Raw genomic sequence first — 20,547 nt, forward strand, 5'->3', positions numbered from 1 at the left:
AAGAACTATTTTAACCAAGTTAGGAGAATGCCGAGGATGGCTAGAAATCAACGCTTAGTAACGGATACAGATTTTCAAGATGCTGTTGAAAGACAGGCTGTCGTCCGTGTTTTCAAAGATGATCACATTGTGGATTCGAATGCGGTTGTATTGCGTTTCAGCGATACAACGATTGTCGTACAAACTCATGTTAGTGATTTGACGTATTATGATCGAGAGGCTTGTGAATTTTTTGAAATGAAAAAACGATAGCTGCTGCAGCTATCGCTTAGTTTAGGGTATAAGAAGCTAGGTGAACGAAGCGGTAGCCTTCTTTTTTAAGCTCAGGAATTGCTTTCATGATACCTTCTGCCGTATCTTTCTCCGGGTGGTTCATATGCGCTAGTACAATAGAACCGCTTCGAGCTTTTAGCAGCGCATTGTATACCTGCTCCGTGTTATAGGTCGCTCCAGCGTCTCCGAGTACATTGTAACCAGCCAGCTGAAAGCCTAAATCATGAACAATTCCTGCTGCAATATCATCATAATAGGCTGTGCCCGAGCGAAAAAATACAGGTCGCCGTCCAGTCAGCTTCTCGATCTGGTCCGCATTGTCTTTCACTTCATGAATAACATCGTTCACGCTCTTAGTTCCCGTGATGCCATACGCCAACTTGCCATTAACGGACAATGGCCGATGCTCGGTCCCATGATTTTCAATCTCAAACAGTGGGTTTGCGGCTAATTTGGCGAATATGTCCTTATTGGCCGTTATCCATCTCGCATTGATAAATAAGGTAGCCGGGATGTTCTCCTTGATCAAATAGTCGATCAGCTTCTCATCGTACCCACTGCCCTCCTTCCCTCCACATGCGTCAAAAGTCAGCGCAATCACTTGTTCCTTCGTCGTAAGATGTGTCCGCACGCCAGGGACATTTTCGCCCCATTTCTTTGGTTTGGCGTTTCCGTAACGCTCGATTAAGGTCTTTTCCAAAGACGAAAAATCCAGACTAGGCGATGAACGCGGTTCGCTTGGAGCCGCCGATGGAATCGTCGGTGGAATCGTCGGTGTATCCTGGGCTATTGGAATTGGTGTCGATACCGCAGAAGGCGTCGTTGTCTCTCTACTTACTGTTGGTGTTAATGTTGGTGTTGTTGTTACTGTCGGTGCACCACTTACCTCAACAGCCCCCTGAGCTGCCTCTCTATTACCCACCTCACAGGATGACAACGTTATCATTACGAGAAGAAAGAAAAGGAGGCACACCGTGCGCCCCCTCATTTGTGCTTTCGCCAATCTAGACTGCTTTTAGACAGCAGATGTCCAAAATCATTCTCAAGTCGTTTTTCTTCCGCTTTGCGAGCAGCTTCCGCCTTCGCTCTCTCTGCCTCTTTCTTCGCTTGTTCCTCTGCCTTCATGGCATCAGCCTGTGCTTTGAGTCCCTCAAGTATTTCCGGGCGCAGCAAATCCTTCAGTGTTGCCGGTTTATCTTGCACGCTGGTAACAGCAGGAGTAGACGACCATTTTTTCTTTGCCATAACGGGTTCACCTCAGTTCAGTTTCTCCCTATTATTGTACACTTCTACTCGTGCAAATGATACGGTACCGTAGCCACGACGATATCTTTATCTGCCTGCAGTTTCGAACGAATGCGTGCAGCAGACTGGTTATGGAGCAGTCGATGCCACCATTTTTTCGGCATAAATTGCGGTAGAATGACCATAATGTTTTGTTTTTCCGAAACATGCGTGTCAATTCTCTCAATAAATTCAGCAAGAGGCTTCAATATCGTCCGATAACGTGATTTAAAAATAACCAATCTAACGCCCGGATCCCATTTATCCCACTTCTCCTGCATCAATTCTTCATCTTCATCGGAGAACGATACGTAGAAGGCAATCACGTTTGGCGACAACGATTTCGCATAGTTCAAGGACTGTGCTACAACCCGATGAATGCCCGCCACTGGCACAATAATCAAAGGCTCCTTCGTGCAAACCCGCTCAATCGTTATATCAATACGCAATTGCTTCGCTACATCATCGTAGTGATGACTGATTTTCGTAATTAACAAAAGCAGTAGTGGAGTTATAATAATAACAATCCATGCACCTTCAGTAAATTTAGTTATCGAAAATATAAGTAAAACAGCTAGAGAAACGATCCCGCCTAAACCATTGATGAGCAGCTTTCCGATCCAACCTTTCACTCGCTCTCTCAACCATTTACGAACCAAGCCGCCTTGCGCAAGCGTAAAAGATAAAAACACGCCTATCGCATATAGAGGAATGAGTGCATCGGTCTTACCTTTGAAACCAATCAGAAGAATACTCGCTAGCACACCAAGCGTAATAATACCATAGTGAAACGAAAGCCGGTCTCCTCGGAATGCGAACATACGCGGGAAGTTTTTATCCTGTGCCATGATGGATGCTAAGATTGGAAAGCCGTTGAAGCTTGTATTTGCAGCCAAAACCAGAATGAGCATAGTACCAATTTGAGTTGCATAGTACATCGCCCCACGGCCAAATGCCTGTTCTGTCACCATGGATAATACGGATGTATGACCATCAGGATCAGGTACAATACCATATCCCAAAGCTAACACCGTTACGCCTCCAAACACGATAGCCAAAAGTGTCCCTAAGGATACTAATGTACGCTTTGCGTTTTTCACGGATGGTGAGCGGAAATGCGGCACGGCATCCGAGATGGCCTCGATCCCTGTCACGGCAGAACAGCCGGAAGAGAATGCTTTTAAAAGGACGAATAACGTTAATGAGCTTGTCATTGAGCTCGGAGCAAACGCGATGGGATGCGTATTAATGGATCCCGTCAGCATATCGTATAAGCCTTTGCCCACTAGCACTAAAATACATAGAATAAAAAAGTACGTTGGAATAGCGAAAATCGTACCTGATTCCGAAGTTCCTCGTAAATTAAGCCAAACCATGATCCATACAAGAACTAAAGTAATCGGAACAATGTACGGCACCGCCGATGGAAAAGCTGACGTAATCGCCTGCACGCCGGCAGAGATCGAAACAGCAACGGTAAGTGTATAGTCAATAAGCAGCGAAACCCCAGTCAGCCTTCCCCACACCATACCTAGATTTTCTTTGGAAACCATATACGCCCCGCCACCATGCGGGTAGGCCTCTATCACTTGTCTATAGCTCAAAACTAGCAGCATAATCAGAGCAATAATGGATACCGCAATGGGCAAAGAAAACGCAAAAGCGGCAATTCCAACGGTCGCGAGTTCTAATAGAATCTGCTCGGTCCCGTAGGAGACCGACGATAAGGCATCCGAGGATAGGATCGGCAGCCCCTTCCAAACCGGCATTTTTTCGGATTCCATTTCGCTGGATTTCAGTGGTTTACCAAACATAATTTTTTTCAATGAGTCGCTTGTCATTCGTGATAGTTCCCCCAATTAAGCCTAATATCTGACATAAACTTGCGTTTTAGGACGCAAAAAAACACAAGGATAGACCTTGTGTTTATACACATGTTCTCCTTCCCACGGTCGCTTACGAGGTTAGCTGTCGGGTTCGGGCCGCGAGAATCTGCCCTAAATGGTGTCATACTTAAACACCTTTACTCACCCCATGAAACTTGTGGTTCCCCCGCTTTTCTAATAAGAAAATTAAGCGAAATATTCAACTGTAACGTACGAGTTGAATACTACTCTCTTCTTGCAGCATAGTAAAGGATTGAAAAAACTTAAAAAGATAACTCCAACCACTACATTCACTCAATAATACGCTTACAATCATACGATTCATTGATTTACTTCTGTTCTCTTATTACATCGTGGTTTTTTAAACATTTGGCTACTAGCACCACTAGGCATGGTGCTATTGATGGTATCAAATACACGTTTAATGTATATCATATGTATATACACGTTGTAAGGAGTGCGATATAATTGGAGAACAATAAAGGAAAGGAATGGATTCTAATGACAACTGCCACGCTTAGTAAATGGGGTAACAGCAGCGCAGTCCGTATTCCTAATCAATTCTTGAAGCTTCTTAACCTTGAGGAAGGCGCAGAACTGCAAATTATGGTGACTGCTGATAACGAGATCCTTCTTCGACCCGTGGTTAAGCCACAAGAAACAAACGAGGAACTGCGCAATCATCTAACTACGCTTCTATCCAAAATTAAGCCGAATTCACCACGTCATGAAGAAATAGATTTGGGAGTTGAAGGAGACGAATTGATTTGATAATTCCAGCACGCGGGGATCTAATCTGGCTGGATTTCGACCCACAAGCTGGGCGAGAACAAGCTGGTCGTCGTCCAGCAATTGTATTATCTGAAGTAGATTTTAATCAGCTAACTGGCTTTGCATTCGTTTGTCCAATAACCAACCAAACAAAGGACTATGCTTTTGAAGTGCCACTTCCAGAGGGACTTCCTTTCACTGGTGCCGTCCTCACGGATCAGTTGAAAAGTTTAGACGTAAGAAAGCGTAAAATTAAAATCATCGCAAGCGTTCCAGTTGATTCCGATTTTATGAGAAACATCCTTCGGAATACGCGATCCATTTTGGCATAAATAAAAGCCCTCGAAATTCGAAAGGGCTTTTATTTATGCTTATTCGGTTAACGACATTCAAAACAAGCTACGCCCTAGAGACGAATGCTGAAACATCCGATTATACGTCCGTGTAAAGTTGTACTTTGTACAACAATAAGCAAGCTACTCCGCGTTATCCACGCGATTGTTGCAATAAATACAACAATTTTAGCCCAAAGTAGCTATATAGCCCTTAAAATGGAATTATTGTTGTAGAATATACAACACTTTGAGCTTTCCAAGCAAAAATTAAGGAAATTGTTGTACGCAGTACAACTTCTAACGTCTCGAAGTAATTTCCAAATCTACATCTTCTTACATTTAGTATTTTCAAAGCTCTTCGACGACAATACCTTGCGCAAGTTGGTCACATAGTAGTAAATCAACCAACTTCTCGGCAATAGTCGTAGGTGATGCGAGCATCCCTTGATCCTTTACCCTATTAAATAGTTTTTTCTCGTGCTCAATTAAAGGAATGGAGAACAAACTGGTATCCACGGCTGAAAGTAACATTAAATGTGAAAGTGAATATTAGAAATAGCGGGAATTTAAAATTTAACGACTAAAAACATAGCCCAAGCTGCATTTTTAGTCGTTTGCCATTTCTATGAACGCTTCAAACCTAACTTTTCAACAGCTGCCAGCCACTTTTCACGCTGCTTATCCGTTGAAGACTTAACGGGACTTATTTCTGTAATCTTAACAGGATTGACTCCGCAAAATTGCAAGGTTCCACGTTTCATGACATGGTGACCTGCTTGTTTGTATACCCATCGATAGTACCAGGAAGGTGTGTCCATGGTTACAATGAGACGGGCAGACTTCCCAGTCAATAATTTGTCCCAGAATATGGAGTTAGGACGATACCGATAAGCGAAACCTGGTAGAAATACACGGTCGATGAACCCCTTTAAGATCGCTGGGACCGTCCCCCACCATATCGGATATACGAAAACCAGGTGATCCGCCCAACGGATCGTCTCTTGAGCCGCAAGCAAATCCTCTTCTAACTCCAGCCGTTGATGATAGCCATATTTCAAATTCGGTTCAAAAGACAAAGAACCTATATGAATGCTGCGTACCTCCGAGCCGCTAGCGATTGCGCCTTTCTTATAGGCCTCTGATAACGCTGTGCAGTAACTATTGTCATATGGATGTCCGTTAATAATAGCTATTTTGGATTGCATGTTCCTGCCTCCTCGTGACTCTGTTTATTCATCTTTCATCACTGTGCGTGTTAAGATAAGGTAAGAATAAGCCATTTGGAACGTTAAAAGTATGATGAAACATGCCAAAATCTTATTCTTATGTGCAGAAAGGAGGTCTCGGGATTGTTACCAAACTACACAGGGTTATCTATATCCCTTGTTTATCCGATTATCAAAGCGATTGTGTTCAAGGGACATAACAAAGAAGAATTTTTCAAAAGAGTAAATATCGATGAGTCCATTCTTCATGACCCCGAGGCTCGGTTATCGGAAGAGGATTTTGAACGTATAACGGAATTAGCCGCTTTTATTACTTCGGATGACATGTTCGGATTACATCAGGGACAGAATATAGAGATTTCTGATTTGGGGATTCTAGGATATGTGATGCTTCACTCAAAAACCATCGGTCAAGGCTTAGCTGCTTTTCAAAAATATAATATGATCGTATGTGATGGATACAACATCGATTGGCGAATAGAAGAGAATGACGTTATCATCGGGTTGTCCTACAATCGTCCTCACAAGCAACCGGCCCGACACTGCATAGAGGATATGGCTAGTTCTTTGTATCATTTGATGATAAGGCTAAGCTGCAGAAATATTTTTTTAAAAGAAGTGCACTTCACTCATGCTCTCTCCACGGAGATTGACGCGTATACATCGGTACTCGGGATCACGCCGCAGTTTGGTAAGAATTCGAATACAATTCGTATTAGTAAGGACATTCTGGATTATCCCATTTTATTTGCGGATTCCAAGCTACTGGGGACATTCGAGGCCATCGCGGAGGAAACCAGACACAGACTCATGCAAGGTCGAATATTTTCTGACCAATTATACAATTGGATCATCAAGGGCATGCCGATGCCTTTTCCGAGTTTAAAGATGGCGTCAATGGCTTTCAAAATGAGTGTCAGAAGCATTCAGGCGAGGTTAAAGCAGGAAAATACAACCTTTCAAGATATCTTGAATCGAGCACGAAGAGAGCTTGCTGTGGGTTATTTGGCTAAACCGGAATATAAAATAGGAGAGGTCGCTTACCTTCTTCATTTCTCAGAGCCAAGTGCCTTTCAAAGTGCTTTTAAGAAATGGACAGGGCTAACACCTAGACAGTATAGGATGGATTTATTGAAACATCTTCAACTATGATAGTACTACATCGCGAGACCTAGAACATTTTAAAACTTACGCCTGATGAGTGAAGCACCTTATTGCTCTATGCTTAGAGAAGCGTTGAGGAATTTAATGAGCGATGAGGTGTAATCATGAAAAAGCAAGGAAACAACAAAACGTTAGTTCTAATCGGTCTGCTGTTAGGCTTGGTATTCTCAGAGCTGGATCAAACAGTCGTATCTACGGCTCTGCCGACCATTATTCGTGATCTTCACGGCATGTCGCTTTACGGCTGGGTAGCAGGAATTTACATGCTCTCGATTACGATGTTCATGCCAATCTTCGGCAAGCTTGCCGATATTTATGGTCGCAAGAAGATTTATTTAAGCTGTGTCGCCCTATTTATGGTTGGATCCATCATCAGCGGACTCGCTGATTCGATGACCATACTGCTGATCGGAAGAGGCGTTCAAGGAATCGGAGCTGGTGGACTCATGCCTCTAGCCATGATTATCATTGGCGATACATTTCCGCTGGAGCAGCGAGCCAAAGTCCAGAGCCTTGTCGGTCCGTTATTGATTCTGCCACAGCTGATCGGACCTACGATTGGCGGGTATTTCGTAAGCTATGTGAGCTGGCATTGGATCTTTCTGATCAACATTCCTATAGGGCTTATCGCTGCCTTTATCGTATCCAAAGGCTTGCGTGAAGCGGTCAACACCGAGAAAAAATCCATTGACTGGGCTGGAGCCTTCACACTCGTTCTTGCTATGCTCTCACTTCTTCTAGCTCCAGTCTTGATCGACATCAAAGGCTATACGTGGTCGTCCCCTGTTATTATAGGCTTATTGGTGTTATTCGCCGTATTCACCGCGCTCTTTATCCGAATCGAGTCGAAAGCCAAGGAACCGATTATTCCCCTTGTTCTCTTCAGAAATCGATCCATCGTTGTTTTGTCCTGCATTGTTTTCCTGACGATGCTTGGCATCATGGGAGGCATGTCTGGATTCCCTTTTTTCGCACAGAATGTCATGGGCATGTCACCGACCGCATCTGGTTACTTGTCGCTAGCATTCATGGCGGGAGCGATTCCTGCGAGTATTCTTTGCGGTAACCTTATAACAAAGATCGCCTACAAGAAGCTCTTCCTCGTATCGTTCATCTTCCCGATCGTAAGCTATGTCCTGCTATCTCGCATACAGGTTGAGACAACAGTTATCTACATTATCGCGGGGTTCTTCATTTTGGGACTTGGGATCGGCGTTCTCTTCGGTTCAGACAATCTGATCGTGCAGGAATCCGTTGCGCAGGAACACAGCGGAGTCGGGGTTGCAACCGTGCAGTTGCTACAGGCTATTGGCACCACGCTAGGGTTCAGTATCTTCGGAAGCTTGCTTTCGAGAAATATCGCCAGCGGTTTATCCGGATTATCGGACCAATTTCCAGAAGGAACTGCCGCGACAATCCTTAATGGCGGCATCCCGCAGGGGCTCTCAGCAGACTTACTGCTGCAGATCAAAATGGTATTTACAGAGGCATTCCAACACATTTTCGCTATAGGCATCTTTTTCGCCATCGCAGCATTCATTGCTTGCTTGTTCATGAGAAAAGAAGTGCTGACGAATAGGGAAGAAGCACTGACTGCAACAGAATCTATGACAAACACAGAAGAAGCTTTGAATGCATGAGATGCTCTGACTACGAAATAATTTCTGCCGTCAAGAAAAAAGCTGGAGAGAAAATCAGATTAGTTTCTGATCTTCTCTGTCCAGTTTTTGCTTTTCAGCTTATTCAATTCGGCACGTGATCATTGCGGGCTGTTGTTTTTTGTTTGAAAATCATTTTTTTCCAGATGAGCGGGATGCCGCCAATAAGGTATAAATAGCGAGCATCGATGACTTTTTTCAGGAGAGAAGCGAATTTGCCTTTGACTTTCTTCACTTTGAGTAAACCCACTGCCTCTCCTCTGCCCAAGGAAGCCACGACCCCTTTGAAATCGTATGAGAAGGGCTTAAGGTCGCGGCCGCGAACGGCATAAAGGAGATTTCTCGCTACATTGTAGCCTTGCTGAACGGCAATCTGGGCATTCGCCGGATAAGGCGTCCCCTCTGGGCTCATCACAATAGAGCAATCACCTGTAATGAATACATCCGGATACTGGTAGGAGCGCAAGCACTCGTCAACCTTGACCCTTCCCCGCTGCACGTCGAATCCCGCATGCTGTAACAAGGAATTCCCGCGAATGCCTCCCGACCACACAACAGTGCCTGCACGAATGAACTCGCCATTGCCCAAAATAACGCCATCTGACGTGCACTCCTTAATGGGTGTGGATAATTTATACTGAACACCTTTGCGGCGCATGACTTCCATGCCGTATTCAACAAGATCTTCAGGCAGACCGGGAGGCAGTGCCGATGGAGAGGCTTCGATATTAATGATTTTCACAGTAGACGGGTCAACGTCATAGGTCTTGCTCAGCACAGGGATCCGATCCGCCAATTCCCCTACAAACTCTGTTCCAGTGAAGCCTGCGCCCCCAACCACAAAGGTGAGGTAGTCTTTCCTCTTTGGCTCCATTTTTGACTTGGCAAACATATATTCAATATGCTGGCGAATAAAGCGCACGCTATTAATGCTCTTAATCGACATCGCATATTCATTCATCCCAGGAATACCGAATGTCTCGGTCTCACTCCCCAGCCCAATAACCAAATAATCGTAGGAGAGGTCCCTATCCCCGAGCACAACCTTCTTTTCCTCAGGCAAAATCTGACTTACCGTTGATTTCACAAAATGAATCTTACGCTCATCAATCAAATCCGCAATCGCCACACGGGCATTATCATGATGATCGGTACCGGCAGCCGGCATATGCAGATGCGTCGTCATGTAGTGATAGTCATGTTTGTTCACCAAAGTTACATCCATCTCACTTGCTTTCATCTGCTTCTGAAGCCTAATAGCTGTGACCAGACCACCGTAACCTGCGCCAAGAATAACCACTTTCGGTTTGCTCATTGAAATCCTCTCCTCCGAAGGTATGTGAAATAAATCACATATATTTGTGAAAAATATCACATACTTTTATAAGAAGAGCCGATTGACGACTCTTTCTTCTATCTTATGCTATTTCTCATCGAAAATCACTATAAATTTGACCAGTTTTTGAACAATATGCGTTTTATTTGGATTCGAAACCGTTGTTCTCCGCTTTATCATGTAATCGGCGTAATCGAAAACAGTTCATTCCTGCCACGCCGAGCTCTTCTAACAAACCAAAGTTCGCCCAAGCGCCCACCACTGCCCCGATACCGGGTACGAGCTGAAGCATTTTACGAAAATCAATTGTATCCCGGTATTCCTGCTGCAGCTGCTGCCAATCCACTTGCTTCATATAATCCTCAGCTGGTGGAAAGGAATGAGAAATGGTATGCCAATTCTTAATGGTATGAAGTAGATCCGGTTTCTTATTCGGACTGGAAAAAGCCAGCTGAAACACATAGAGAATGAACAACCGCTCCCTGTAATCTTTGGTCGAGTAGCCGTACGCATGCGCCAGCTCAAATAGGAATTTCAATTTAATGCCGATCAGAATCGGGAAATCTGCCAGACCTAGCAGGATCCCGCCCGCTCCCGTACCCGCTCCTTCTGCTGCGGCAATCTTTTTATAAAGGGATAATAACTCCTCAGCTTTGGCATCGCTATCTGCTAAGGAGGCGCCGTATAATGGTTCGTTTTTGGGGATGTAATTCATACCGAATAGGGTCGTTTGCACGATACCTTTGACGGTCGCGGTTATCGTCTTATGAACCTTATCTGGGATCAAATTATTGATGCTGGTTTGAACAGATTTGGATGCTCGCTCCATCAGGTTGGGAGTTCTCTGCTGCCGGATTTCCCAGCGTTTCAGCTTTTTCAACATCTGCTGCTCATAAATTGTGTACGCTGTGTCCAATCTCGTCACCGCCGTCCCTGTTCTTCATTTAAGTATAGTATACGGGGCGGTTGGTCTCAAGATGACGTGGCACATGAAGAAGTATGTCCCCAAGCCATAATTGGTAAATTCAGCTCCCACTTTGTAATTTCGAATGTCCCAGATGGTCAATAAGCCTTAAGAGGCCGTCCTCAAGTAGATTTAATCTACATTTGGGACAGCCCCCGAAATTTATGATTGCATGTACATAAGTAATGAAAAACAAAGAATGCCCGCAGCAACGAGAATGGTGTCAATTCCTCGCCACTGTAGCGTGTTTTTCTTCAGCAACAGCTGTTTGCCGTCGATTTTCTTCAGTTCCATCGCAATGGTCATTTGCTCTGCCTTATGAAACATAGCGAGCAGCAAGGGGACTACCAGCGCCGGGATATCTCGCGAACGAACAGCACCCGGGCGGATAGATGCTTTGCCTCTGGCTCTAACGATGGCTGAGAACCGCTGCCACTCCCGCAAGATGAGCGGAATAAAGCGGAAAATCAAGGAAACGGCCAAAGAAAATGATTCAACCGAGATCTTAACTTTGTGGAAATATTTTAAGGCCCAATTGAGCCCCTGCACGAGCTGACCATAAGGCGTCGTGACGGCTAGCCAATAGCCTGCCATGAGGACGAGAAACAAACGCGTCAACGTGAGTGCCGTGCTCCAACCACGCTCCGCCGAGAAACCAAGCGGAAACTGCCCTTCAGCGGTTGACCAGTCCAGCCCTCCCAGAAGGATCGAAATGAACATGAAGATCAGGAATGGCAGGGCGATCTTCATGCTGCCGCGAAGGACGGAGCGCGGGAGGCCGAGAAAAGCGAGGCCGAGGAGCAGCATGGATGCCGCGAGGCCGCTCCACAGCTGCTGCTGCATCGTCCCGATGACGAGCAGCAGGTAGAGCAGCCACTTCGCGCGCGGGTCAACCCGCAGCCACGCGGCCTCCGGCGGCTTCACTGCCTCGCCAGCTTCGCGCGTGGCCTGCGGGCTCGGCGCTGCCGCTTGCGGCGCCGGCACCTTGGCGCTGGCGCGTTCGCGCAGCGCCTCTGCGATCGCCGGCGCGGCAAGCGCCGGCGTGAGCCGGTCCGGCGCGATGGCGATGCCATAGCGCGCCAGCTCTAGAGCGGCCTCCACGCAGCTCGGGAGGCCGACCCCCGCGCGCGTCAGCACCTCCGGCGCGCGGCAAAGCTCTTCCGGCGAGCCGTCGAAGACGAGCGCGCCGCGGTCTAGAACGAGGACACGGTCCGCTAGCGGAAAGAACGTGTCCAGGTCGTGCGTGGCGATGACGAAGCCGCCACGCTCGCGCACGCGAATGATGCGCAGCAATTCGCGGACGGCTGCCGCCTCTAAGCCGGCAGTGGGCTCATCCATGAGGAGCCAATCCGGCGCAGTGGCGAAGGTTGTGGCCAGCGCGAGCCGGCGCTGCTCGCCGCCGCTCAGCGAGAAAGGCGACCGATCCATGGCGATGACGCCTCGTGGATCGAGGTCAGCGCAAGCGTCGCGAATGCGTCGCTCGCGTTCGTCCGCCCCGAGCCGATAAGGGCGCAAGGAGTACGCGAATTCCTGGCGTACACTGCGCGCGAACAGCTGCTGCTCTGGGAATTGAAAGATCAGCCCAAGACGCAGGAGATGGGCTTGGTCTACTTTCCGTTTGTGCCACAATGGCTGCTCATCAAGGGTCATCGTTCCTAAGGTTGGTTCCAGAATTCCGGCCATGACCTGCAGCAGTGTTGATTTTCCAGAACCCGTATGACCAATCAACAAGGTTATCGATCCATCCGACAAGTTGAAGCTGATATCCTTCAACAGTTGATGATTAGGGTCATCCGGAGCATCTACCCGAATGTCCTGCAGAGTTATGGGCATAAGGCTGTCACCGCCTTAACCAACTCTTCCATATCGATCGGGAGAATGTCTAGCTGACAACCTTGCTGCAGTAGACCAATGGCTGTCTTAACCACAAAAGGCGGATCAAACCCTAACTCCATACAAGGTGTCATGACAGGGGATTCTCCCCCTTCCCCATAAAAAAACGCTCTCGGCTCCCCATCAAAGGTAATCCGTCCCTCTCCAAAACCAACGACGCGTGTAGCATCCGCCAACTCTTCCAAACGATGGGTAATCCACACAATCGTCATCCCTTGTTTATGCGCTTCACGTACCGCTTCGCGCACTTCCTTCCTTGCCGCAGGATCCAGCATTGCGGTTGGCTCATCTAATACAAGGATCGTTGGATGAGCAGCAAGTGCTGCTGCTAGATTTACCAACTGCTTTTGCCCACCGGATAACGTGTTAAGCGTCCGCTCTAGCGGGATCGTCAATCCAACCGCAGATAAGGTTTCAAGGTACCACGCTTTACGTGCTTCTGCGCTTAAATTTTGCCCATCTGGCAGGAAGTCCAGTTCTTCCTGAACCGTATCTCCAACAAACTGGGCATCCGGTATTTGCAGCACACCGCGAGTTAGCCAGTACTGGTCTTGTTTATGCACGAACTGCCCGCCGGAGAGCGGACTTAAGCCTAATAGTACGCTGGCTAGTGTGCTTTTGCCGCTGCCATTGGGTCCTATGACGACAATCCACTCACCCTGATGAATATCCATGGAGACATCGGACCAGACTTGCCTTCCTTCTCCCGATTCAGTTCGATAGATAACGGAGGCTTTCTCCAAAGAAGCTAAAATCTCTCTGCTCGCCATATGTAAAATGTTCCTTTCACTTTCACAAAAGATGTGCTATCATCTGATTGTCAACCAATGTCGATCGAGTTGGTTGACAATACATCAACAATAACAGAAACAGGAGCGATGAACAATATGAAACTCACTCTTCGCGGCGTTGTTTTTAGTGCACTATTTGCCGCTATTCTCGTTTTATTCAGCTTTGCTAAAATTTCTCTTCCTTTGACACCCGTGCCTATTACCTTGCAAACATTGGCGGTTATGCTAGCTGGCGGACTTCTGGGAGCTCGCTATGGATTCCTTAGCATGGCACTCGTTGTCGTCCTCACAGCCATCGGTTTTCCCTTGCTTCACGGGAATGGCGGTTTAGGTGTCGTCCTCGGACCTACCGGCGGCTTCATTATGATTTGGCCTATTTCTGCTTTGCTTATCGGTCTTATTTTACCTCGGATTCGCGTGAATGGCATCATGGGTTACATCGCCGCCTTCCTTGTCCTTGAAGTATTCGGCTCTCTCATTTTGTATCTGGCCGGAGTTCCTTGGTTAATGTACAAAGTACCTACCTATACATTCGCCAAAGCCATGACAGCAGCGTGCTATCCATTCTTAATTGGAGATGCTATCAAAGCTGTGGTTGCAGCGCTTATCATTGCACCTGTTCGTCAAGTATTTCCCCCGCAAAGACTTACGGGATCCTCTTCACATAGCGTGGTTAAAAGTAATAGTCCTACCGATCTTAGTATTTAAAACTCTGAAAATGAACAACGGCCTTACAGCCGTAGAAGATCTGAGCACCTACTCAAATCTTTTACGGCTGTAAGGCCGTTTTTTGTATTGCTTTTCGAGTTGGGATATCAAATTTTTACGATTTTGTAATGTGCAGCAAGGAATTTTTATTCGATTGTAATGCCCTGACGTGTAAGCTAGTTCTTGTAGACAACAGCACGATGCAAAAAACAGCGCAACCCAAACATCAACGAATAGGAGCGTTATATATGAAAAATAGCAAAAAGACGTTAGCCGCATTAACCATCACAGCAACCGTAGGTTTATCAGCCATTCTTCCGTTCAATGCACTAGCAGCTAATCCTTTTACGGATTCTGCAAACTCAGCTCAAGTTCAAACAGCGATTGAAAAATTAGCACAGCAGCAAGTTGTATCTGGTTATGAGAACAACAGCTTCAAACCGAATCAGACTGCAACTCGCGCAGAGGTTGCCAAAATCGTCGCATTAGCGCTTCACGTGAGCATGGACCCAGCTGCAGCCAACCATTTTAACGATGTATCAAAAGGTGATTGGTACTATTCCTATGCAGTTACTCTTGAGACTCAAGGTGCCATGAAAGATACTGCCGGACAATTCCGGGGAGGTCAATCCATCTCTTCCGACCAACTCGCTGACGTGATTGCGAACGTGTTAAAAGTTGAAAAGACAGCGGTTGAAAAGCTGCCAAGCTTTGCATCTGTCACAAGCAGTCAAGTGACGCGTGGCCAAGCCGCTCTGCTTATTTTTGAAGCACAGCAATTAGCGCCTATTCAAGTGACTAAGCTCCAAGCACTGAATGCCATAACATTGCAAGTTACTTTCTCGGCACCGATTCCGGCGGCAGAATTGGAACTCGATCAAGCGTCCAAAAACTTTGTTTTTGATAACGGCTTGGCGATCAATAATGTTCCACGGTTAAAAACAGGTTCCAAATCCACCTACATTGTTCCAGTTCCTACTCAAAAAGCCGGGACAACTTACACGCTGACCTATAAAGGGAAACCTGCTGGTACTTTCACAGCGAGCACGGACAAAATCGCACTGAAATCCACGGCTCAGGTAGCGAGTGATTTGTTTGAAGTTGAATCCACTTTAGCTGATGGTGTCGCTGACTACGGTTATGTGATTGCAGCTTACAGCAAAAGCCGCCCAGGCTCATTCATCGTTGACGAGAACAATAGCTATAACGGCAAAACGTATCAAATTCTTTCATCCATGCGTAACCGTCAGGTGCAAATTACCCCTGAGGGCGGCGCAACAATGACAGCCAACTACTTGCCATTCACACAAGCAACCGATGGCCGACAAGCACCTAAGTTTATTCTACCTAACGGAGAAACGTTTAAATCTGGTGTCAAATATACCGTTTCGGCTGATTGGGCTACTCTCGCGAATCCAACTTTTACAGCCAAAGAAATCGCACCATTGACGATCCAATCTGCTGCCGCAGTTGATACGAAGACGATCGCTGTTACACTTTCGCAAGATCCTAAGGATGAAATTTTTGTATCTCGCCGAGTTACACTTACCGCAACTGATGGTACAGTATTAACTGCCGAATACACGCTGACTTCACGTAAAGGTGCTGTAGGTACTTTCGCTCTTCTTAATAACGCTCAACTTGTTCCAGGCACTTCTTATACCGTTGCTCCAGTGGGCAAATGGTCTACGGCAACAGGCGTCACTTTGACTTTAGCCAAATAATCTTTAAAGATGAAGAGATCCGAGGGTACCTTGAATGAGGTGCTCTCGTTCTATTATTTATCTCTATCCCACCAATCCGAGGTGAATTGCCATGTTACGTAAAAACCATTCATTCCTGACAACATTGACTCCGCTCACGCTGCTTCTTCTATTAATAGGCTGCGTCGCGTCCCGATGCGGCAGTTGGTTCCAACATCGGGTCAACGGCAGCACCTATCCCTACACAGTCAGCACCTTCAACAACACCTGCCGTGAGTCCAAAACCAACAAATACCAATCAGACTGATGCTTCCGAAACCATTCTGATGGTTACACATTCCAAGAGTGACTATATCTCTTTCTTAAATCCAGCTTCCGGCAGTTTCGAGAAACTCATCGTCGGTCAATCTCCTTTCGCTATTGCGGAAGGCCCTAACCATCGCGCCTATGTGTCAACAGCGGAAGGTGTCGCTGTTGTGGATACCCAGCTGCGCAGACGCGTAGCCCTTGTTCCCTACCAAGCCGACATTGGGAAGATTGAGTTTGGTGAATATCGTCCCGGTGGCATGGGCATCGCTGTGTCGCCTGACGGCCGATTCGTCTATGTAGGTGTTTACTTGCCCGGCCGCAGCAAAAGCCAACTCGAAATCATGGACACGGAGAAACTCTCCATGACAGGTAGTGTTACCGTCGGAATCCGACCGTTTGATGTCGTAACCAGCCTCGACGGCCGTGAAGTTTACAGCATCGACCACGATTCTTACTCCGTGACGGCTATTGATCTTGCCAGTAACAAAGCTCGCACCCTTGACGTTGCTCCTTATGGTCGTGGCGGCTATGAGAAGCCCCATTATGCGGCGGTTCGTTCCGATGGGCGTCTACTTTTGCCTTACCAAGGCCGAGGCCTCGTCGTTCTTGACCCTGTAAGCGGCAAGTATGAGACGAAGCCGCTAACCGGCAACACGCATCAGGAAGGGGTTGCTCTCACACTTGATGGTAAGCAGCTGCTCATCGTCGGCATCGGCGCTGCTGGCAGCGCAACCGGCAAGCCTAACTTAACCGTGCTCGACATCGCTGCGCATGCCGAGAAAATCATCCCTTTGGCCCGTATGCACCAAATGGTCGCCAGTAGCGCAGACGGTCGTTACGCTTACCTAACAGGCGGCGTTACTTATGCCGATACCGGTTGGAACGGCATGACCGTTGTTGACTTGGACTCTGGCGCAGTCCGCGACTTCGAAATCCCAGATTATCCACTGGATGTGCAGCTGCTGAGTCGGTAAGGTGGTTTTTCATGGTTAAAAAGTTAACAAGCATCCTTCTCGCTCCGAGACGTCCTTTTCGGACTTCTCAACAACACTTTGCTACTTTTTCGGTGATAAGAAGTCCAATTTCGGCCTCTCAGCTCATACTGGTATGTGATCCGAAACCAAAAAGCCCCTTACCCGATAAAAACGGGCAAGGGGTCTTTTCTATGGGATCTTATCTTCATTCCATCATCCATGCTTCGCCATATAACCCACCCCAGGGTAGGTTACAATAATCTCCACAGTTTCCTGCCCCTCTGCAAGGCTCTTGATCTTCTGGCGAATTCTCGCTATCGTGACCCGCAGATATTCAACTTCATCGCGGTATTCACTCCCCCAGATTTCGCTCAGCAGCTGCTCATGGGTCATAACTTTGCCTGCATGCTGCAAGAGCAAAGCAAACAAGTTATACTCGGTCTCCGTAAACTTAACCTCCGTATCTCCCAGCCATATTCGACGCTGAGCTAGATTAGCTGTCACGGGGCCGAGCGTGATTTCGCTCGTTGTAACTGCCGTTGTCATGCGGCCGTCCATCCGGCGAAGCACGGCGTTCACGCGGGCGAATAGCTCGTCTAACGAGAACGGCTTCGTCAAATAATCGTCCGCTCCTAGGTTGAGTCCTTGCACTTTATCCGCTCCATTGCTCCGCGCAGTCAGCATGATGACTGGCACGCTGGAGTAGGAGCGCAGCCTTTTGAGAACGTCGAATCCGTCCATGCCTGGCATCATCAGATCAAGTAAAATCAAATCCGGATCAAATTCCTCAACTTTGTCGAGCGCTTCAGAGCCGCTCTGACAGGCCAATGTTTCGAAATCCAACGATTTGAGGTTCGCTGCAACGAATCGTACAATTTTAGGCTCATCATCGACGATCATAATCTTCTTCTTGTTCATGTCTAGCTCTCCTTCCCTTGAAACCTCGGTATGGAGAGGATAAATGTGCTTCCCTCACCAGGCTTGCTCAATACGCGGATCTCTCCGCCGTGCGCTTGCATGATCCCCTTGCAGATCGCAAGACCGAGACCGGTTCCGCCTGTTTGACGGCTGGATGACACATCGACTCGGTAGAAGCGATCAAATATTTTATCCACATGCTCTGCCGATATCCCAATGCCATTATCTTGAACTTCCAAATGAACATATCGGTCATCCGCTTTAGCGGTAATTCGAATGATAGGATGCTGCTCATTATATCGAACCGCGTTCGTGAACAAGTTCACGAGAACTTGCTCCATCCGAAGCTTGTCCGCATAGACCAAAGGAATATCCTCGTCCAGCTGCACCTCGAATTGGGTATGCTCATAATTCGCCTGCTGCGGCAGCCTTCTCTTGGCGCTTTCCACAACAGCATCCAGCCGGAGCGGCTGCGGATTAATTCGCATAGCTCCCGACTCGATCTTGGAGATATCTAACCACTCATCAATCAGATCCTGAATGCGCCCGATGTCCTCATGAATGCCCTCCAGCAGCTCCTGTTTAAAGCTCTCTTCCCACTGAGCATCCACACGAAGCAGTGTCTCAACACCGCCGCGGATACTCGTAATTGGTGTTTTAAATTCATGGGATGCAAGGGAAATCAGATCATTCTTAAGCGCATCGATTTCATGCTCCTTCGTCATATCACGCCACACATAGCCGCGGCCAAAAACCCGCCCTTCTCTAGCCACTTGAAACGCCGAAACCATCATAAAGCGCTCTTTGCCAAGCTCGGATTTCACCGTAAATGCACCCTGCACCCTAGGCTCAGCAGTAAGCACCTGGAGTTCGTCTTGTCGCTCGGGCAGCAAGAAAGCAATCCTTTCAAACAGCGCAGCCTCATTCATAGCCCTGAGCTCAACCATCGGAATCGCAAAGATTTCGGCCATCCGATGATTAGCATAAACAACATTATGCTCCACGTCGATCAGGACAACCGCATCGGACATGCTTTCCAGAACGGCGTTCAAGGTCGCATGCTCGTCCTGCAGCCGCTGGGTCCGTTCCTCTACACGATTCTCAAGCTCGCTGTTGAGCTGCAGCAGCGCTCCTTGATTTTCCTTAATTTGCGCAGCCATCCGGAAGAAATGATCAGCCAGCAGTTGCAGTTCCAGAGGTGCCCCCTGAGGAACTATCCTTTTATCTAATTCCACGAATGCGCCTCCCGCAAGACGCTGCGTATAACCAACCAAGGCGTGAATGGTTCCATTCAGCCGTTTTGCCAGAAAACTGCCCAACAGTACAGTCAAAATGAGAGTGAACACCAACAGCAATATCGTGATGCGGAGTGATTCGATGAAAGCAGCATTGACCGCGGTTTTGGACTTACTGACCCACACGGTCCAATCGATGTCAGGGATGACTTTGTAAGTAATCAGTTCTTTATGCGTGGAGGTGCTTAATTGATAAGTTCCTTCCCCTTGTCGCTGGACCCGGGCATCTTCGGCAGCAGGCTCCTTTGATAAATCCGCCATGGATTCCGTCAGCGCTGCGTTCGGATGATAAATCGGTTTACCTGCATGATCCAGAACAACCGGATACGCTTCTTTGCCGTAATCATATTTGGTAACAAGCTCCTTAATAGGAGCCAGTTCAAGTACGGCGAGCACAAACCCATCAGCTTGCTTATTTCCCTTATAAACAGGTACAGCAATCGCGACTGCCGGCTGATTTAACCCTTCTGGTCCCCGAAATAAGGAGGATATTATGGTCTTTTGCGCGGTTTGCACACGTTTGGTATAGTCTCGTTCTTTGAGATCGGTGCCGATGAGTGAGTTATTCGCAGCCGAATGAGTCGCTTTAATGATTCCATTTTGATCAACGACGTAGATGCCCGTAAAGCCTGCCAAGTTTTCTTGCAGCGATTGCAGCTTCAGCGTTAAACTCTCTCGTGTTCGGAAAGCAGCATCAGATGCCGAAATTGTAGCAGCTAACGTTTCAACCGCATTTCGATGATAGTACATGTAATCTTGGATGGCATCCCCTAGACGATAAGTTGTCTGCCGCTGATTCTGATTGGATTCCTGCGTAATATGGGTAATTTGAGAAACTTGAAAACTGCCTAGAATGAGAATCGGAATCATCGCCATAATAGCGAAAGTTATGGTCAAATGCGATCGCATAGAATAATGTTTCAAAACATGGTTCCTCCGCTCCAGCAACACTATTCGTAGATGTGTTCATTAACTCTATTTTACCATTAGCAAAAATGTAATGAAAATGAAATCTGAGATTCATCTAGTTTTAATAAAGTAGGCCTATAATAAAGTTCG

General features: G+C 47.1%; 20 protein-coding genes and 1 riboswitch. Of the genes, 8 read left to right on the forward strand and 12 right to left on the reverse strand.

Features of this window, described 5'->3' with window-relative positions; all coding sequences use genetic code 11:
* Window positions 1-36 precede the first annotated feature (36 nt).
* Window positions 37-252, forward strand: a complete 216-nt coding sequence (locus tag NYR53_RS31025; protein ID WP_261302884.1) for a hypothetical protein — start codon at window positions 37-39, stop codon at window positions 250-252.
* 16 nt (window positions 253-268) lie between these two features.
* Here NYR53_RS31025 and NYR53_RS31030 read toward each other — a convergent pair whose 3' ends face one another.
* Genes NYR53_RS31030 through NYR53_RS31040 form a run of 3 tightly spaced genes read right to left on the reverse strand, consistent with a single transcriptional unit; the run spans window position 269 to window position 3,398 of the window.
* Window positions 269-1,219, reverse strand: a complete 951-nt coding sequence (locus NYR53_RS31030; protein ID WP_261302885.1) for a polysaccharide deacetylase family protein — start codon at window positions 1,217-1,219, stop codon at window positions 269-271.
* Between the two features lie 38 nt (window positions 1,220-1,257).
* The gene (locus tag NYR53_RS31035; protein WP_029198154.1) at window positions 1,258-1,518 is read right to left on the reverse strand and encodes a YqkE family protein; all 261 of its coding nucleotides are present in this window, start codon (window positions 1,516-1,518) and stop codon (window positions 1,258-1,260) included.
* 44 nt (window positions 1,519-1,562) lie between these two features.
* Entirely contained in the window at window positions 1,563-3,398 is a 1,836-nt protein-coding gene (locus NYR53_RS31040) for an APC family permease (RefSeq protein WP_261302886.1), read from the reverse strand.
* Between the two features lie 97 nt (window positions 3,399-3,495).
* Window positions 3,496-3,646: riboswitch (cyclic di-AMP (ydaO/yuaA leader) on the reverse strand.
* Window positions 3,647-3,911: 265 nt separating this feature from the next.
* Between NYR53_RS31040 and NYR53_RS31045 the strand changes: the two genes are divergently transcribed.
* Complete coding sequence (locus tag NYR53_RS31045; RefSeq protein WP_261302887.1) at window positions 3,912-4,214, forward strand: AbrB/MazE/SpoVT family DNA-binding domain-containing protein; 303 nt, start codon at window positions 3,912-3,914, stop codon at window positions 4,212-4,214.
* A complete protein-coding gene (locus NYR53_RS31050) occupies window positions 4,211-4,546 on the forward strand; it encodes a type II toxin-antitoxin system PemK/MazF family toxin (protein WP_261302888.1) in 336 nt (111 codons plus the stop codon). Before NYR53_RS31045 ends, NYR53_RS31050 begins: the two co-directional genes overlap by 4 nt.
* Window positions 4,547-4,897: 351 nt before the next feature.
* Here NYR53_RS31050 and NYR53_RS31055 read toward each other — a convergent pair whose 3' ends face one another.
* The gene (locus NYR53_RS31055) at window positions 4,898-5,080 is read right to left on the reverse strand and encodes a hypothetical protein (RefSeq protein ID WP_261302889.1); all 183 of its coding nucleotides are present in this window, start codon (window positions 5,078-5,080) and stop codon (window positions 4,898-4,900) included.
* 92 nt (window positions 5,081-5,172) lie between these two features.
* A complete protein-coding gene (locus NYR53_RS31060; RefSeq protein WP_261302890.1) occupies window positions 5,173-5,754 on the reverse strand; it encodes an NAD(P)H-dependent oxidoreductase in 582 nt (193 codons plus the stop codon).
* A 144-nt stretch (window positions 5,755-5,898) separates the two neighbouring features.
* Here NYR53_RS31060 and NYR53_RS31065 point away from each other — a divergent pair, with 144 nt between their 5' ends.
* Window positions 5,899-6,927 carry an AraC family transcriptional regulator gene (locus tag NYR53_RS31065; protein ID WP_261302891.1) on the forward strand — a complete coding sequence of 343 codons (1,029 nt, stop codon included), beginning with the start codon at window positions 5,899-5,901 and terminating at the stop codon, window positions 6,925-6,927.
* Window positions 6,928-7,043: 116 nt separating this feature from the next.
* Window positions 7,044-8,579, forward strand: coding sequence for an MDR family MFS transporter (locus tag NYR53_RS31070; RefSeq protein WP_261302892.1), 1,536 nt, complete (start codon window positions 7,044-7,046; stop codon window positions 8,577-8,579).
* A 103-nt stretch (window positions 8,580-8,682) separates the two neighbouring features.
* On the opposite strand, the gene NYR53_RS31075 is transcribed toward NYR53_RS31070, so the two are convergent.
* The 4 genes from NYR53_RS31075 to NYR53_RS31090 all read right to left on the reverse strand — a co-directional run bounded on the left by NYR53_RS31075 (window position 8,683) and on the right by NYR53_RS31090 (window position 13,560).
* Entirely contained in the window at window positions 8,683-9,912 is a 1,230-nt protein-coding gene (locus NYR53_RS31075; RefSeq protein ID WP_261302893.1) for an NAD(P)/FAD-dependent oxidoreductase, read from the reverse strand.
* Window positions 9,913-10,075: 163 nt separating this feature from the next.
* Window positions 10,076-10,849 carry an EcsC family protein gene (locus NYR53_RS31080; protein WP_261306586.1) on the reverse strand — a complete coding sequence of 258 codons (774 nt, stop codon included), beginning with the start codon at window positions 10,847-10,849 and terminating at the stop codon, window positions 10,076-10,078.
* Window positions 10,850-11,059: 210 nt separating this feature from the next.
* Window positions 11,060-12,730, reverse strand: a complete 1,671-nt coding sequence (locus NYR53_RS31085) for an ATP-binding cassette domain-containing protein (RefSeq protein WP_261302894.1) — start codon at window positions 12,728-12,730, stop codon at window positions 11,060-11,062.
* The gene (locus NYR53_RS31090; protein ID WP_261302895.1) at window positions 12,721-13,560 is read right to left on the reverse strand and encodes an ATP-binding cassette domain-containing protein; all 840 of its coding nucleotides are present in this window, start codon (window positions 13,558-13,560) and stop codon (window positions 12,721-12,723) included. Before NYR53_RS31090 ends, NYR53_RS31085 begins: the two co-directional genes overlap by 10 nt.
* 117 nt (window positions 13,561-13,677) lie before the next feature.
* Between NYR53_RS31090 and NYR53_RS31095 the strand changes: the two genes are divergently transcribed.
* A complete protein-coding gene (locus NYR53_RS31095; RefSeq protein WP_261306587.1) occupies window positions 13,678-14,289 on the forward strand; it encodes a biotin transporter BioY in 612 nt (203 codons plus the stop codon).
* Window positions 14,290-14,537: 248 nt separating this feature from the next.
* Complete coding sequence (locus NYR53_RS31100) at window positions 14,538-16,013, forward strand: S-layer homology domain-containing protein (RefSeq protein ID WP_261302896.1); 1,476 nt, start codon at window positions 14,538-14,540, stop codon at window positions 16,011-16,013.
* Between the two features lie 151 nt (window positions 16,014-16,164).
* Here the strand turns inward: NYR53_RS31100 and NYR53_RS31105 are convergent, their stop codons facing one another.
* Window positions 16,165-16,290 (reverse strand): hypothetical protein, encoded by a 126-nt coding sequence (locus NYR53_RS31105; protein ID WP_261302897.1) that lies wholly within the window; start codon window positions 16,288-16,290, stop codon window positions 16,165-16,167.
* A gap of 28 nt (window positions 16,291-16,318) precedes the next feature.
* On the opposite strand from NYR53_RS31105, the gene NYR53_RS31110 reads away from it, so the two are divergent.
* A complete protein-coding gene (locus NYR53_RS31110; RefSeq protein WP_261302898.1) occupies window positions 16,319-17,275 on the forward strand; it encodes a YncE family protein in 957 nt (318 codons plus the stop codon).
* Window positions 17,276-17,488: 213 nt separating this feature from the next.
* Here the strand turns inward: NYR53_RS31110 and NYR53_RS31115 are convergent, their stop codons facing one another.
* Both NYR53_RS31115 and NYR53_RS31120 read right to left on the reverse strand, forming a co-directional pair.
* The gene (locus tag NYR53_RS31115; RefSeq protein ID WP_261302899.1) at window positions 17,489-18,193 is read right to left on the reverse strand and encodes a response regulator transcription factor; all 705 of its coding nucleotides are present in this window, start codon (window positions 18,191-18,193) and stop codon (window positions 17,489-17,491) included.
* A 2-nt stretch (window positions 18,194-18,195) separates the two neighbouring features.
* The gene (locus NYR53_RS31120) at window positions 18,196-20,412 is read right to left on the reverse strand and encodes a sensor histidine kinase (protein ID WP_261302900.1); all 2,217 of its coding nucleotides are present in this window, start codon (window positions 20,410-20,412) and stop codon (window positions 18,196-18,198) included.
* Window positions 20,413-20,547 lie beyond the last annotated feature (135 nt).

It is taken from the genome of Paenibacillus andongensis, assembly GCF_025369935.1.
Classification (GTDB): domain Bacteria; phylum Bacillota; class Bacilli; order Paenibacillales; family NBRC-103111; genus Paenibacillus_E; species Paenibacillus_E andongensis.